The organism is Planococcus donghaensis (genome assembly GCF_001687665.2).
Lineage (GTDB): Bacteria > Bacillota > Bacilli > Bacillales_A > Planococcaceae > Planococcus > Planococcus donghaensis.
In genome coordinates this window covers 763,059-776,419 of the sequence record NZ_CP016543.2, presented here as the reverse complement: position 1 = coordinate 776,419, position 13,361 = coordinate 763,059, and the positions used below count along the sequence as shown (strand labels likewise).

Below are 13,361 nucleotides of genomic sequence, written 5' to 3'. Positions count from 1 at the left end.
GTAGACAAAGTCTATTGAAAATGTATAGTTTTGTATAACCACAACCGTTCTGGCCACTACGCTTTCCATGGGCTCAGCTTCAGCCTCCTCGTCACTTGCGTTCCTGCGGGGTCTTCAGCTTTCGCTGTCCCATAGGAGTCTTCGTGGCCAGAACGGTTGTTAGCATATTGCCCTAATTAGAGAGAGTAACCAGCGAATTTATTTTCAAGAGGAGTAACGAGTAATCGCACAAGGATCCGAAGCGCAATGCGGCGACTCCTGCGGAAAAACGGAGTGATGAGACCCCGCAGGAGCTTGCGACGAGGAGGCTCAGCGCTTCGTCCGCGGAAAGCGTCCGCATGGAGCGAAGGATCCAGTATATAGGATAAGACGAATATTTATTCGTTAAATAACATAATAACTCTTTTGTCTACAAGCTGAAACCCCTCTTCTACCGAAGAGGGGTTTGTCGAGTTCCCCTAATGTCTTTTATCGTGTGTTCACTATATGATAGAGGTACAAAGATTTGCTAAGCTCGTTCACAGTAAAGGATGATTGCGATGAAAGTGTGGGTAAAAATCAGTTTACTGCTAGCTTTATTATTCGTAGTGGGTGGATGCGCTCCAACTGAAAAAAATGCTACAAAGCTTGCGCCGTCTTTTGAGTTAGTGGATTTAGAAGACAATCAGCAAAATCTTGCTGATTATGCTGGACAGAAAGTGTATGTGAAGTTCTGGGCTTCTTGGTGTTCAATTTGTTTAAGTGGCATGGAGGAATTGAATACGTTAGCTGGTGAAGAAAACGATTTTGCTGTGTTGACAATCGTATCACCTAGCTCGAATGCTGAAAAAAGCAGTGAATCATTTACAAAATGGTTTGAAGGCTTTCCAAACGCAGAAAATATTACGGTGTTGTTAGATGAAGGTGGTACTTTTTTTGATGAGTATGGCGTTATCGGCTATCCCACATCCGTTTATATCGGTTCTGACGGGACATTAGTTAAAAGTCAGACGGGCCACGTTAGCAACGACGTCATAAAAAATACATTTGAAGAAATTCAATAAGTACACAGAAAACCGCATGTGCTTGGCCATTTGGCTTGCACATGCGGTTTTCCTAAACAATTTTCTACTTTATTTAGAGAAAAAAGGTACTTTCGTAAGAAGTTTTTTGTACAAAGGCCCGAGCAATTGACGAAGTGCATGAACGGCTGGCACCGGGCTTTTGCTGTGCCATTGAATCCATTCTAATGCAATAAGGTTAAGCATTAACCAAATCAGACCCGCTATATATCCTGCCAATACATCGCTTGGAAAATGAGCACCCAAATAAATTCGACTTGTGCCAATTGTAATAATAAGTAAACTCAATACAGTAACCACTGTCCATTGAATCCACGGTCGTTGGTGTGTTCGAATAACGAGGTATATCACAAAGCCATAAAAAATCAACGAGCCCATTGAGTGACCGCTAGGAAAACTATAACCGATTGCATCAATTTCCTCGTTAATACTCGGCCGGTCTCGGAGGTACAAATTCTTCAACAATAAGGTTAAAAGAGAGCCTCCCCCTACGGCGATAATAAAAAACAATACGCCCCATTTATCTTTCATTTTTACTCCTAACACAAGTAAAATGATGATGGATGATAAGGTTAAAAACCAGACAGAGCCCATTTCAGTAAAAACGAACATAATCGTATCCATAGTCGTACTTGAAATTGCTTGTATCCCATTGATAATAAAATCATCGAATAAACTTACTTCTTGGTCCATGACTTCCTCTGCTAGTTCTGCAAACAACACAATAAACAGTGAAGCAAGGCCTAAGCCGCCAAGTAATAACAAAAAAGCCAGTCCTGCTAGTTTTTCATTTTTGTCCATCTTATCGCTCCCGATTTTAATTGATAGTTTTTCTTTACCCTTCTACGACAGAAATATGTAAAGAAAACTATTTTCTGAATTTTACTATTTGTTACATTACGTAGAGCATGGTATTTTTAAGTAAGTACAAAGTCCATTACTCAGGAGCTGATCGTTTGAAACAATTAACTGGAAAGACTGCGATCATTACAGGCGCTAACAGTGGCATTGGCTTAGAAGCCGCTAAAGTCTTTGTCGATTGTGGTGCACACATCGTGATGGCTGTCCGTAATATAGAAAAAGGTCAACAGGCACGGGACTCGATTCTCCAACACAACCGAGAAGCCCGTGTATCTGTGATGAAACTGGATTTAGCAGATCTTGCAAGTGTTCGTTTATTTGTAGAAAATTTTCAAAAGCAATATGACTCTCTTGACCTACTAGTCAATAATGCCGGCGTTTTGGCACCGCCTTATTCTAAAACGACGGATGGATTTGAACTCCAATTTGGTAGTAACCATCTCGGGCATTTTGCTTTGACAGGGTTACTGCTGCCTTTACTGAAAAAAACACCCCATTCGCGGGTTGTGTCTCTTAGCAGCCTTGCTCATAAAGGGGCTCGCATTGACTTTGATAATCTTGACGGTTCCAAAGGTTATAAAGCGATGAAGTTTTACGGGCAAAGCAAGCTCGCCAATCTATTATTTGCACAAGAATTGGATACACGCTTTAAAGAGCACAATATACAAACTTTGAGTATTGCTTGTCATCCCGGGATTTCTGCGACCAATATTTTTAAGCTAGGTAACCGAGATGCACCTCAATTTTTAAAATCACTCATGCACAACATTTTACAACCGCCTGCATTAGGTGCTTTACCTGCTGTTTATGCTGCAACCGACTCCGAACTTAAAGGCGGAGAGTATATCGGACCCGATGGTAGAGGGCGACGTAAAGGTTATCCAGCACTTGATACGCCTCATGCATCTGCCCGTGATAAAGCCGTTTCGCTAAAACTATGGGATGTTTCAGAAAAACTTACTGGTGTAGAATATAATTTCACTTAATAAAAACGGCATTTTCATCTAAATCAATGAAAATGCCGTTTTCTATTTATTGAATGATTTTTAGTTATTTGGCTAATACTGACGAATAGTAATGTTTAAGAAATTCTTTAATTACTCTTCTGTGACTGCCAACCAGTCTGTCAGGCAACTCTTCTGGAGAAAAGAATTTAAAACTAATAGATTCTTCTTGATCGACCGTTAACTCACCACTATACATATCCGAATAGTATGCAGTTGTTACGACGTAATATTCATCCCCATTTTTAGCGACTACAAACTGACTGGGCCCTGAGTACACATTAATCAACTTTAACTCTTCTACACTAATTCCAGTTTCCTCCAAAACCTCTCGTTTTGCTGTATCTTCTGTAGATTCGCCTAGTTCCATCAAGCCCCCAGGAAGTCCCCACAAACCTTCTGGGAACTTCCTTTCCTCAAGCAATAAACGCCCATTTGGGTCAACAAGGACGACAACTGCACCTACTAATATAAGCGGCCTGTGCCCCACAATATTTCGTAATTCTTCTACATAGCCCACTTATGCATCCCCCCTCTTTTCATTAAAAATGCCCGTAGGACGCTTGTTTTATCCACGCATCTTCTTTCTAAACCCCCATACAGTAATTCCAAATAATGCGACTGTATACGTCACCACCCAAATCATGGGGACTAAAACAGCAGCATAATCACCAGCAAAAGCAGCTCTTGAAGCCTCTACCGCATGGGCAAATGGAAGGTAATAAGCAATTTTTTGAAAGCTCCCTCCGATTAAATCCAATTCAAACCAAGTTCCACTCAACCATGATGTGAGATTGACGAAAATCGCAAACAAGGCTCCCACTTGTCGATCGGTAAAAAAAGTACCAAATAATAGCCCAAACCCAATATACAGAAACGAAATGACTGCTACTACACCGAATGCAGGAATCGCAGAAAACGTCATAGGCATCCCTAACAAAAGTGCGGTAATATAGCAGGCACATATTTGAATTAGCGCGACTGGCACTAGTGGTAAAGCATAGCCGAGTAAATATTCAGTCGCAGTCAGTGGTGATGCGAAAATTCTCATTAAAAACGAGCTACTTTTATCTCTCCCAATGAGCATGCCACTAAACAAGGAAATAAACGAAAAGCTAAAAACAATAATAGCAGGTGCTAGCTGATCCAGCTGAAAAAGGTCAAAAGGCATATTATCAGCCATCAATGAAAATAGCCAAAGCATGATCAATGGCAAGATTATACCGAAAAGTAAAGTCATTGGATCGCGTAAAATTTCTTTGCGATTGCGTTCTGCAAACACCCATGCTTTCTTCATTTTTCGACCTCCGCCGTCAATTGCAAAAAGACATCTTGCAATTTGTTCTGCCTTGTTTGTCTCTTTAATTCATCTAGTGTTCCAAGGGCACATAATTTCCCTTTATGCATAATACCGATACGGTCCGCCAGTGCTTCGACTTCCTCTAAGTAATGTGTTGTTAAAATAATCGTAATGTGCCCTTTTAACTCCAGTAGCATTTCCCATAAATCCAATCTCGCGCGAACATCCAGTCCTACTGTTGGTTCGTCTAGAAAAAGAATTTGCGGCTCTGAGATTAGGGCCATAGCAATACTCACTCGACGTTCTAATCCTCCAGATAAAGTTCTGCCTTTACTTTGTGCCCGGTCCGTAATTCCTAACTTCTCCATTAGGCTATTTGCTTTTTGTTCTGCTGTTTCTTTATCACTGCCATATATTTTAGCAATAAACTCCAAATTTTCTTTGACAGTTAAGTTACGTGCAATTGCTGTTTCTTGCGGAGAAATATTCAACTTTTCTTTGACTGCTTGCGGATTTCTCGAAATGCTATCACCTAGCATAATCGCATCACCACTTGTTGGTTTCAATAAACAACTGAGTAATTTAATGGTGGTGGTTTTTCCAGCTCCATTTTCCCCCAAAAGCGCAAAAAACTCACCTTGCCTAATTGTTAGCGATAGATGATCTACGGCTAGCCGATCTTTAAAAGTTTTAGTCAACTCATTAATCGAGATCTCCATGGATTCATCCCGCCTCCTTTGGTATATGTTACCGCTAACTTTTGCATGCGACCAGTCCAATAACCACATTATCTAGCAAATAAGATTTCCAAAAGTGGTATGTAACCGATAAAATGAAAGACAGCAATTCCTGCTTTTCGGGAAAACGGAAATAAAGGACGTGATCTTTTGCTTACAGGAAAAACAGCGATTATAACAGGTGGCAATAGCGGGCTTGGTTTCGAAACGGCGAAAGGACTTATCACAAAAGGTGCAACAGTCATTCTCGCTGTACGGAATATCGAAAAAGGGCATTCCGCACGTAAAGAATTACAGAAACTGTACACCTCAGCCCGAATCATTGTCATGCCCCTCGACCTGGCAAGTCTAGATAGTATACGGTCATTCGTAGAACAGGTGAAGACATCATTTGATACACTCGACTTATTGATTAATAATGCAGGCATTATGGCACCGCCTTTTGGAAAAACTGCAGATGGTTTTGAATTGCAGTTTGGCAGCAATCATCTTGGCCATTTTGCGCTAACTGCGTTACTTTTACCTTTGCTCGAAAAAACTCCTAACTCCCGAATTGTAACTGTCAGTAGCCGTGCCCATAGCCGGGGAGCCATTGACTTTGATAATCTAGACGGCGCGAAAAGCTATCATGCCAAAAAGTTTTATAATCAAAGCAAACTAGCCAATTTGTATTTTGCGCTTGAGTTGGATAAACGTTTAAAAGAACATGATTTCCAAACGATTAGTATCGCCTGTCACCCTGGAGTTTCTGCTACCAACATTTTAAAACTTGGCAATCGAGAAATTCCAGCGATTTTCAAAAAAATCGCTAATTTGTTTCTGCAGCCCCCCCATATGGGTGCCTTGGCCACTATTTATGCTGCGACCGAACCCGGTTTAACAGGTGGCGAATACGTTGGGCCACTTGGACAATTCCAACGAAAAGGTTATCCCGCTATTGGAACTCCGCATATTAAAGCAACAAACTCTGAACTCTCTTGCAGGCTATGGGAACTATCCGAAAAACTAACCCACACTTCTTTTGATTTTAACCCTTGAAAGAAAGACTGCCTAATGCTGTTTTCAGTAGAGACATTGCCTCTTGAAAAGAATATACTAAGAGCTGTCTGTTTTTATTGTTTCAGACAAAATAATCAGTGAACAATCATTGGTTACTGGGGGAGATTTCTTGAACGCAAAAGCTTTTTCATTAGCCTTATTTTCAGTTTTAATATGGGGTTCTTCTTTCGCAGCAATTCGAATTGGGCTGCAAGGCGGATATGACGCAGGGCAAAATGTACTGATTCGTTTCTTAATCGCTTCTTCTCTTTTTTTAGTATATGCATTGGGGCCCCGAACAAAATTTCGTCTTCCTCAAAAAAGCGATATCGTCCGCATTTTGATACTCGGATGGATCGGGATTAGTATCTATCATATTTTTGTGACGTTTGGAATGGAAACCATTTCTGCTGGAACGGCTGGTATGCTTGTGGGGGCTGGGCCGATTTTCACGGCATTAATTGCGACTTTTATTTTGAAAGAACGTTTGACTCGCTTAGGTTGGATTGGGCTTGCTATTGGTTTTATCGGCATATCGATTATTGCATTTGGTTCTACCGGTACATCTCTAACTTTGACAAATGGAGCTTTACTCGTATTAATCGCTGCTTTTGCATCGGCTATATTCTTCGTGTTTCAAAAGTCGCTGTTAACTCGTTATACAGCCATCGAATTGACTGCTTACTTTACTTGGGCTGGTACGATTCCATTTCTCATCTTTTCGCCTGGTCTTTTAAATGCTATGCAAAGTGCTACGTTAGAAGCTCATTTGGCCACCCTCTATGTCGGCATTTTCCCTGCTGCGATTGCCTATGTGACGTGGGCAACTGCGTTATCACTTGCTAACGCTAGCTCTGTTTCAAGTCTCATTTACTTAGAACCCGCAGTGGCAATTATTGTTGCTTGGGTGTGGTTGCATGAATTGCCGACTCCACTGTCACTTATTGGCGGCATTATTGCTATCACCGGCGTTATGCTTGTCAACATAATGGGAAAAAGACGTACTATATTTTCAAGAAAATCAGCAGCGTCTTCTATTTAATCAAAACAGCGATTCCTAGAATAAACTCAGGAATCGCTGTTTTTCACTTTTACTCTTCCACTCGAAACCAGCCTGGTGCATTAGTTACCATATTCCAAAGATTTTCAGGAATATCCAGCTGTTCTTTTTTACTTAAATAAATGGCTTGATGTATTTCTTCATCACGGCTTTTTTGAACTTTTGAAAGCCAGTCCGGATCCATAATTAACGCGTGACCAAGTGATACTAACGGCGTAACTTCTAACGCTTCTTTCACATCACTTAAGGTCTGCAATCCACCTACGCCGATGACGGGAACGCGTTTGCCAATATGTTGTTGAATGATTTCTACACGTGACCGGTTATCTTCTTCGCGAATAGATCCACCAAAAAATCGACCGACAGAGACATGGACATAATCGATCCCTTGGTCCGCAATGGCAGTCAAAAACTTTAGCGTATCATCCATTGTGATTCCCGGCTCTTCCCGCTCTTCTGGACTAATGCGATAACCCACAACAAACGGTTTATCGGCGTGTTCTGCTACCGCTTCTTGAATCGACTCAATCACAGCGAGAGGAAATGCCATGCGTTTGTAGACATCGCCGCCCCATTGATCGGTACGAGTATTGGAATGTGGAGAGAAAAATTGCTGAACTAAATACGTATTAGCTCCGTGAATTTCCACTCCATCAAAACCAGCCTGAATGGCACGTCTTGTTGCTTCTCCAAATGCTTTTACCGTTCTTTCAATTTCTTCATGGCTCATTTCACGTGGTGTTTCTGCATTGGGACGCAGCGCTGGAACAGCACTTGCCGAAACCGGCTGTTCACCATTTAATAGTTTCTCATTCGACATACGTCCAGCATGGTAAAGTTGAAGAATCGCTTTAGACCCTGCTTCTTGAATGGTGGTTGCCAATCGCCTCAGACTTTCAACTCTTTCGTCACTATCTGCACCAAAAGGTCCCGGAAAGCCGATGCCTAGCGGTTCAACATGTGCGCAGGCTGTAATAACTGCCCCAAGACCACTCTCAGCGCGTCGCTTGTAATACAGCAATTCTTCATCTGTAACGTCTCCATTTGCATCTGAAGAGGAAGTCGTCATTGGTGCCATCAAAATACGGTTTTTGACAGTTACTCCAGATGTGAAAGTAAATGGTTCAAATATATATTGTGTTGTTATCGTCATATCGATTCCTCCTTATTTAGTTCTTTACCCATCCAAAGGCATGAGCATGCTTAACTTTTGGAGAAATTCAACTGCTAACCAAAAAACCACTTCCGATTGTAGACTCTATCTCACAATCGGAAGTGGTTTTTAAGTTTCTCTTATTGGTTCGTTTTCATAAACTCATAATAGCCCTGTTTAAAAAAACGTACCATTCATCAATTTCCTTTTGAGGCGCAGAATTTAATGCCTCAAGTACTTCTTTTCCAAACTCTAAAAATGCAGAGCCGTTTGCCGTAATTATTTTTCCGCTGCGTACCGCCTGCTGTTCTAGATAGCCACTTTCGTTGTTATAGTTTTCTCCTGCCACTTTTTTCAAGCTTTCTAAATAGTTGCTAGTATGTGGAATGGTGTTAAATAAACCATTTCTACCTAAAAACACGGTCGCATCACAAATTGCCCCTACCACGACTTCTTTCTCAATGGCTTTGTTTACCAATTCCATGACTTGCTTGCTTTCTTCTTTTCTCCATGAATTTCCGCCAATTAAGATTAACCCTGCAAAATCTTCTGGCACATCCCTTATATCGTAATCTGGGAGTACCGTGAAACCGCCAATAGATTTAATGGGATCTTTCGTCAACGAAACGGTCTTCACGTCAAATTGTTGTCCTTGACCTTCAGGTTCTTCGTTTAAGGCAGCTGCCAATGAAGCCGCTTCCCAATCTGCATACTCATCTAGCAATACAAAAAGAACTTTTTCATTACTCACTACCACCCCTCCTTATTGTTCGAAAATTCAACTTCCAATTAATTGAATTATAACACACACAAATCACTCAAACAGCACATACATGTTTGCTGATACAAGAGGGTATAATAGAAACACATCCTACTAAAAAAGGAGAATTTATAATGAATAAAAAAGAACAAACTCATATTGGATGGCAGCTCGATAATAGTTATTCACGCCTGCCTGAAATTTTTTATAGCACGTTTTCAGTTAACCCTGTACCGGCTCCGAAACTGGTTCTGTTCAATAAGGCTTTGGCCGCTCAACTCGGCTTAAACCCCACTCAATTAACGAGTGAAGAAGGCATTGCCATTCTTGCAGGAAATGCCGTTCCCGTTGGGAGTACCCCACTTGCTCAAGCTTATGCGGGACATCAATTTGGCAATTTCACCATGCTTGGTGATGGTCGCGCATTATTGCTTGGTGAGCAACTAACCCCTGCTGGCAAGCGCGTCGATATTCAGTTAAAAGGTTCTGGGAGAACAGCTTATTCGAGAGGTGGCGATGGTCGTGCTGCGCTAAGACCGATGCTCCGCGAATACTTGATCAGTGAAGCTATGCATGGGCTTGGTATTCCGACAACACGCAGTTTAGCTGTAGTTGAAACCGGTGAAATGGTGCGTCGGGAGACTCCACTACCAGGTGCCATTATGACACGTATTGCCGATAGTCACTTGCGCGTAGGCACGTTTCAATACGCCGCTCGTTTTGCTGAAAAAGAAGAGTTAAAAACACTGGCAGATTACACCATAGAACGACATTTCCCACATATTCTAAACGGCGAAAATCGCTATTTGACTTTTTTCCGTGAAGTGATTCAGCGTCAAGCTGCATTGATTGCTAAATGGCAATTGGTTGGTTTTGTTCATGGCGTAATGAATACCGACAACATGGCCATTAGCGGCGAAACGATTGACTATGGTCCTTGCGCATTTATGAACAGTTTTGATCCAAAGACCGTTTTCAGTTCAATTGATACCCAAGGTCGTTATGCATACGGCAATCAACCAATGATTGCTGGTTGGAATTTAGCGCGATTCGGTGAAAGTCTCTTACCGCTACTTCACGACACACCTGAAGAAGCTGTTAGTATCGCTCAAGCTGAGCTAAGTAAATACATTGGATTATTTGAGCACAATTGGCTTGCTGGCATGCGTCAGAAACTGGGTATTTTTAATTCAGAAGAGGAAGATTCAGCGTTAGTAGAGGAATTGCTAAATCTAATGCACCAGTATGAGGCCGACTATACGAATACATTCCGTGCGTTAACATTTAACAAGCTAGAAGAAAGCGAGTTAGTTAACGCAAACGAGTTTAAAGCTTGGCACAGCTCTTGGCAAGCACGTCTCGACCGGCAAGACGAGACCTTAGAACAAAGTCACCAATTAATGCGAGACAATAACCCGGCAATAATTCCTCGTAACCACCGAGTTGAAGAGGCATTAGAAGCTGCTGAATTCAGAGGAGACTATAGCGTGCTGCATAAGCTACTTGCCGTATTAGCTAACCCGTATGCTCATTCATCTGAACAAGAGGCTTATACGGAACCTCCAGAGCCCATGAGTGGTCCTTACCAAACATTCTGCGGGACTTGATGAAGAAAATACGTTTACTCACATTTAGTCAGGGAAAACCTTAACTAAGGTTAGATTAATAATTTTTTTGTAGTTTCTTCTAGATATTGTTATAATATTCAGTGAAAGAGTTTCTTTACAGTAAATTTTTTAATGAACCGATTGACTTTCAAAAATTTATTTAAGGGGCTGGGATGATGAATCAGGAACAAATGGATTTTGTGAAGAACGGAAAAGGCTTTATTGCGGCACTTGATCAAAGTGGCGGAAGTACACCAAAAGCGTTAGCACTTTATGGCGTATCGGAAGATCAGTACTCTTCCGAAGAGGAAATGTATGACTTGATCCACGAAATGCGGACACGTGTAATGACTGCACCTTCTTTTAATTCCGATTCAATTATTGGCGCTATTCTTTTTGAACAGACAATGGATCGCAAAGTAGAAGGTCACTATACACCTGATTATTTATGGCAGAAAAAAGGGGTGGCACCGTTCTTAAAAGTCGACAAAGGACTTGCAGATGAAGAAAACGGCGTCCAACTGATGAAACCAATGCCAAACCTAGACGACTTATTAAAGCGTGCCAACGAACGCAATATTTTCGGTACAAAAATGCGCTCTGTTATTAAAGAAGCAAATGCTGAAGGGATTAAAAAAGTCGTAGAGCAACAATTTGAAGTCGGCAAACAAATTCTTGCCGCTGGTTTAGTGCCCATTCTTGAACCGGAAGTGGACATTAACAGCACAGACAAAGAACAAAGCGAAAAAATTCTTAAAGAGGAAATGCTAAAGCATTTGGACTCATTGGATGAAGATCAAAACGTCATGATCAAAATTACCATTCCAACAGAAAATAATTATTTCAAAGAACTGATTGAGCATCCTCGTGTTGTTCGCGTAGTCGCCCTTTCTGGCGGTTACAAACGCGATGATGCCAATGAAAAATTAGCCGCAAATAATGGGCTGATTGCTAGTTTCTCGCGTGCATTATCTGAAGGCGTCAGCGCCAATCAAACAGATGAAGAATTTAACGCGACGCTAGAAAACTCGATTAAAAGCATTTACGAAGCTTCTATTACGTAAAAAACCATTAAAATGCCCCGTAGCCTGTTTTGGCTTCGGGGCTATTTTAATAGAGAGGCAAAGTTAATATCGACTCTCTGGGACTTTTCGGAACCATTCGAATTCACTAATATGCAGCTCCCGTAGTTTGTATTTCATGATTTTACCAGAGGCGTTTCTCGGTAACGAATCAACGATTTTATACTTCCTCGGAATTTTATATCCAGGAAGGTGCTCCAAGTAATAATCCATCAATTGTTCTTCTTCGATAGTTTCACCTTCTTTTGGCACAATAATGACGCCAACAATTTCTCCCCACTCTTCTTCCGGCAATCCAACAGTGGCCGCTTCCGCTATTTGTGGATGATTTGTAGTAACTTGTTCGACTTCAATCGAAAAAATATTTTCTCCAGCGGAAATGATGCGATCTGCTTTCCGATCAACAAGCGAGATAAATCCATCTTCATCGATTGTTGCTAAATCTCCAGTTAATAGCCATCCATCACGGAAAGAGTCTTCTGTTTCTTGCGGTTTGTTGAAATATTCCTTCATCACGGTATTGCCTTTTATAATAAATTCACCAATTAGCCCTGGTTGGACATCTTTGAATTCATCGTCTACTACTCGTACTTCCATGAAGTACATTGGTTTACCACCTGACCCCAATTTCGCTTCATGTTGTTCTGGTAGTAAAAAGACGCCTCCTGGTCCCCCTTCAGTCAATAAGCACAAGTTATAAAATTGCTGATGACCGAAAAAGACCATCGCTTTTTTAACAAGTTCTGGATCGATGGGATCTGCCCCATACATGCATTTAGTGACAGAAGATAAATTAGCCGATTCCGCATTTGGTACTTGAAGTAAAGCTTCATACATATCCGGCAATCCAAAGAACACAGACACTTGAAATTCCTCAATCGCTTTAACTACCTGTTCAGGATCAAATTCAGATAAAATGACATTGGATGTTCCAAGCAGGATACCGGTTAGTAAATACAAGTTTAACTGAACCGAATGAAACAATGGAACTGCATGTAGAATACGGTCCTCCGCATCAATTCCGACCCCAAAAACAAATGACGCACTAACATTGACAAGACGTTGATGATCAAACAATGCACCTTTTGGTTTGCCCGTCGTTCCGGATGTATACAAAATTTCAGCATCATCCGTATTTAATACATTGACCGATGGCTCTAATGCACTTTCACTCAATATACTTTCCCAACTCAAATAATCGTTATTTTCAGGTGTAGGATGAACAATCACTTGTTGTAGTGAAGTTGCTTGTCTTTTTCCTTCTGCAATAACACTTTCAAATTCTGCATCACAAAAAATAAATCGACTTTCCGATTGTCCAAAAATATAGCCACTTTCATCGGCACTCAACCGATAATTTACCGGTACGGCAACACCGCCAGCTTTCAACACTGCAAAAAAAGCCAAGACGCTATAGTCCGAGTTTTTCATAAACAGTGAAACCTTATCGCCTTTTTGTAAACCTGTTTCTAGTAATCCATTTGCCATTCGGTTTACTTCTTCGTTTAGTACTTGATAGGAATAGTCTCTTCCCTCACAAGTGATCGCAACCTTATCAGGAAAACGTTTCGCATTTTGTCTCAGTGCTGCTGTTATATTCATATTCAGCTCCTCCTTCTCTAATCGTTTCGTTCCTCCTATAGCGGTTCCTCCTGTCTTGGAAACTTCTAGCACTTGAGCGCCCGTTAGAAATCTCCG

Annotated in this window: 13 protein-coding genes; 6 read left to right on the top strand and 7 right to left on the bottom strand. The window is 41.2% G+C overall.

Going from position 1 to position 13,361, the window contains the following annotated elements:
- Positions 1 to 539 precede the first annotated feature (539 nt).
- Positions 540 to 1,043 carry a TlpA family protein disulfide reductase gene (locus BCM40_RS03875; protein WP_065527063.1) on the top strand — a complete coding sequence of 168 codons (504 nt, stop codon included), beginning with the start codon at positions 540 to 542 and terminating at the stop codon, positions 1,041 to 1,043.
- 69 nt (positions 1,044 to 1,112) lie between these two features.
- Here the strand turns inward: BCM40_RS03875 and BCM40_RS03870 are convergent, their stop codons facing one another.
- Positions 1,113 to 1,862, bottom strand: a complete 750-nt coding sequence (locus BCM40_RS03870; protein ID WP_065527064.1) for a phosphatase PAP2 family protein — start codon at positions 1,860 to 1,862, stop codon at positions 1,113 to 1,115.
- 155 nt (positions 1,863 to 2,017) lie between these two features.
- Here BCM40_RS03870 and BCM40_RS03865 point away from each other — a divergent pair, with 155 nt between their 5' ends.
- Entirely contained in the window at positions 2,018 to 2,908 is an 891-nt protein-coding gene (locus BCM40_RS03865; RefSeq protein WP_083394470.1) for an oxidoreductase, read from the top strand.
- 64 nt (positions 2,909 to 2,972) lie between these two features.
- Here the strand turns inward: BCM40_RS03865 and BCM40_RS03860 are convergent, their stop codons facing one another.
- Genes BCM40_RS03860 through BCM40_RS03850 form a run of 3 tightly spaced genes read right to left on the bottom strand, consistent with a single transcriptional unit; the run spans position 2,973 to position 4,945 of the window.
- Positions 2,973 to 3,446 (bottom strand): NUDIX hydrolase, encoded by a 474-nt coding sequence (locus tag BCM40_RS03860; protein WP_065527066.1) that lies wholly within the window; start codon positions 3,444 to 3,446, stop codon positions 2,973 to 2,975.
- A 48-nt stretch (positions 3,447 to 3,494) separates the two neighbouring features.
- On the bottom strand, positions 3,495 to 4,223 hold the full coding sequence (locus BCM40_RS03855; RefSeq protein WP_065527067.1) for an ABC transporter permease: 729 nt from the start codon (positions 4,221 to 4,223) through the stop codon (positions 3,495 to 3,497).
- Complete coding sequence (locus BCM40_RS03850; RefSeq protein WP_065527068.1) at positions 4,220 to 4,945, bottom strand: ABC transporter ATP-binding protein; 726 nt, start codon at positions 4,943 to 4,945, stop codon at positions 4,220 to 4,222. Before BCM40_RS03850 ends, BCM40_RS03855 begins: the two co-directional genes overlap by 4 nt.
- A gap of 168 nt (positions 4,946 to 5,113) precedes the next feature.
- Here BCM40_RS03850 and BCM40_RS03845 point away from each other — a divergent pair, with 168 nt between their 5' ends.
- Positions 5,114 to 6,001, top strand: coding sequence for an oxidoreductase (locus BCM40_RS03845; protein WP_065527069.1), 888 nt, complete (start codon positions 5,114 to 5,116; stop codon positions 5,999 to 6,001).
- Positions 6,002 to 6,131: 130 nt separating this feature from the next.
- A complete protein-coding gene (locus tag BCM40_RS03840) occupies positions 6,132 to 7,043 on the top strand; it encodes a DMT family transporter (RefSeq protein WP_065527070.1) in 912 nt (303 codons plus the stop codon).
- 49 nt (positions 7,044 to 7,092) lie between these two features.
- Here the strand turns inward: BCM40_RS03840 and BCM40_RS03835 are convergent, their stop codons facing one another.
- Positions 7,093 to 8,214: an NADH-dependent flavin oxidoreductase gene (locus BCM40_RS03835; protein WP_065527071.1), complete on the bottom strand. Its 1,122-nt coding sequence runs from the start codon at positions 8,212 to 8,214 to the stop codon at positions 7,093 to 7,095.
- Between the two features lie 154 nt (positions 8,215 to 8,368).
- The gene (locus BCM40_RS03830; RefSeq protein WP_156851255.1) at positions 8,369 to 8,965 is read right to left on the bottom strand and encodes a type 1 glutamine amidotransferase family protein; all 597 of its coding nucleotides are present in this window, start codon (positions 8,963 to 8,965) and stop codon (positions 8,369 to 8,371) included.
- A 143-nt stretch (positions 8,966 to 9,108) separates the two neighbouring features.
- Between BCM40_RS03830 and BCM40_RS03825 the strand changes: the two genes are divergently transcribed.
- Both BCM40_RS03825 and BCM40_RS03820 read left to right on the top strand, forming a co-directional pair.
- A complete protein-coding gene (locus BCM40_RS03825) occupies positions 9,109 to 10,581 on the top strand; it encodes a protein adenylyltransferase SelO (RefSeq protein WP_065527072.1) in 1,473 nt (490 codons plus the stop codon).
- 176 nt (positions 10,582 to 10,757) lie between these two features.
- The gene (locus tag BCM40_RS03820) at positions 10,758 to 11,645 is read left to right on the top strand and encodes a fructose bisphosphate aldolase (RefSeq protein WP_065527073.1); all 888 of its coding nucleotides are present in this window, start codon (positions 10,758 to 10,760) and stop codon (positions 11,643 to 11,645) included.
- A 63-nt stretch (positions 11,646 to 11,708) separates the two neighbouring features.
- Here the strand turns inward: BCM40_RS03820 and BCM40_RS03815 are convergent, their stop codons facing one another.
- Complete coding sequence (locus tag BCM40_RS03815; protein ID WP_065527074.1) at positions 11,709 to 13,265, bottom strand: class I adenylate-forming enzyme family protein; 1,557 nt, start codon at positions 13,263 to 13,265, stop codon at positions 11,709 to 11,711.
- Between the last annotated feature and the right edge of the window lie 96 nt (positions 13,266 to 13,361).

Coding starts and splice junctions, on each gene's coding strand:
- BCM40_RS03875 (WP_065527063.1), top strand. CDS start 540: ATGAAAGTGTGGGTAAAAATCAGTTTACTGCTAGCTTTATTATTCGTA.
- BCM40_RS03870 (WP_065527064.1), bottom strand. CDS start 1,862: ATGGACAAAAATGAAAAACTAGCAGGACTGGCTTTTTTGTTATTACTT.
- BCM40_RS03855 (WP_065527067.1), bottom strand. CDS start 4,223: ATGAAGAAAGCATGGGTGTTTGCAGAACGCAATCGCAAAGAAATTTTA.
- BCM40_RS03850 (WP_065527068.1), bottom strand. CDS start 4,945: ATGGAGATCTCGATTAATGAGTTGACTAAAACTTTTAAAGATCGGCTA.
- BCM40_RS03835 (WP_065527071.1), bottom strand. CDS start 8,214: ATGACGATAACAACACAATATATATTTGAACCATTTACTTTCACATCT.
- BCM40_RS03825 (WP_065527072.1), top strand. CDS start 9,109: ATGAATAAAAAAGAACAAACTCATATTGGATGGCAGCTCGATAATAGT.
- BCM40_RS03820 (WP_065527073.1), top strand. CDS start 10,758: ATGAATCAGGAACAAATGGATTTTGTGAAGAACGGAAAAGGCTTTATT.
- BCM40_RS03815 (WP_065527074.1), bottom strand. CDS start 13,265: ATGAATATAACAGCAGCACTGAGACAAAATGCGAAACGTTTTCCTGAT.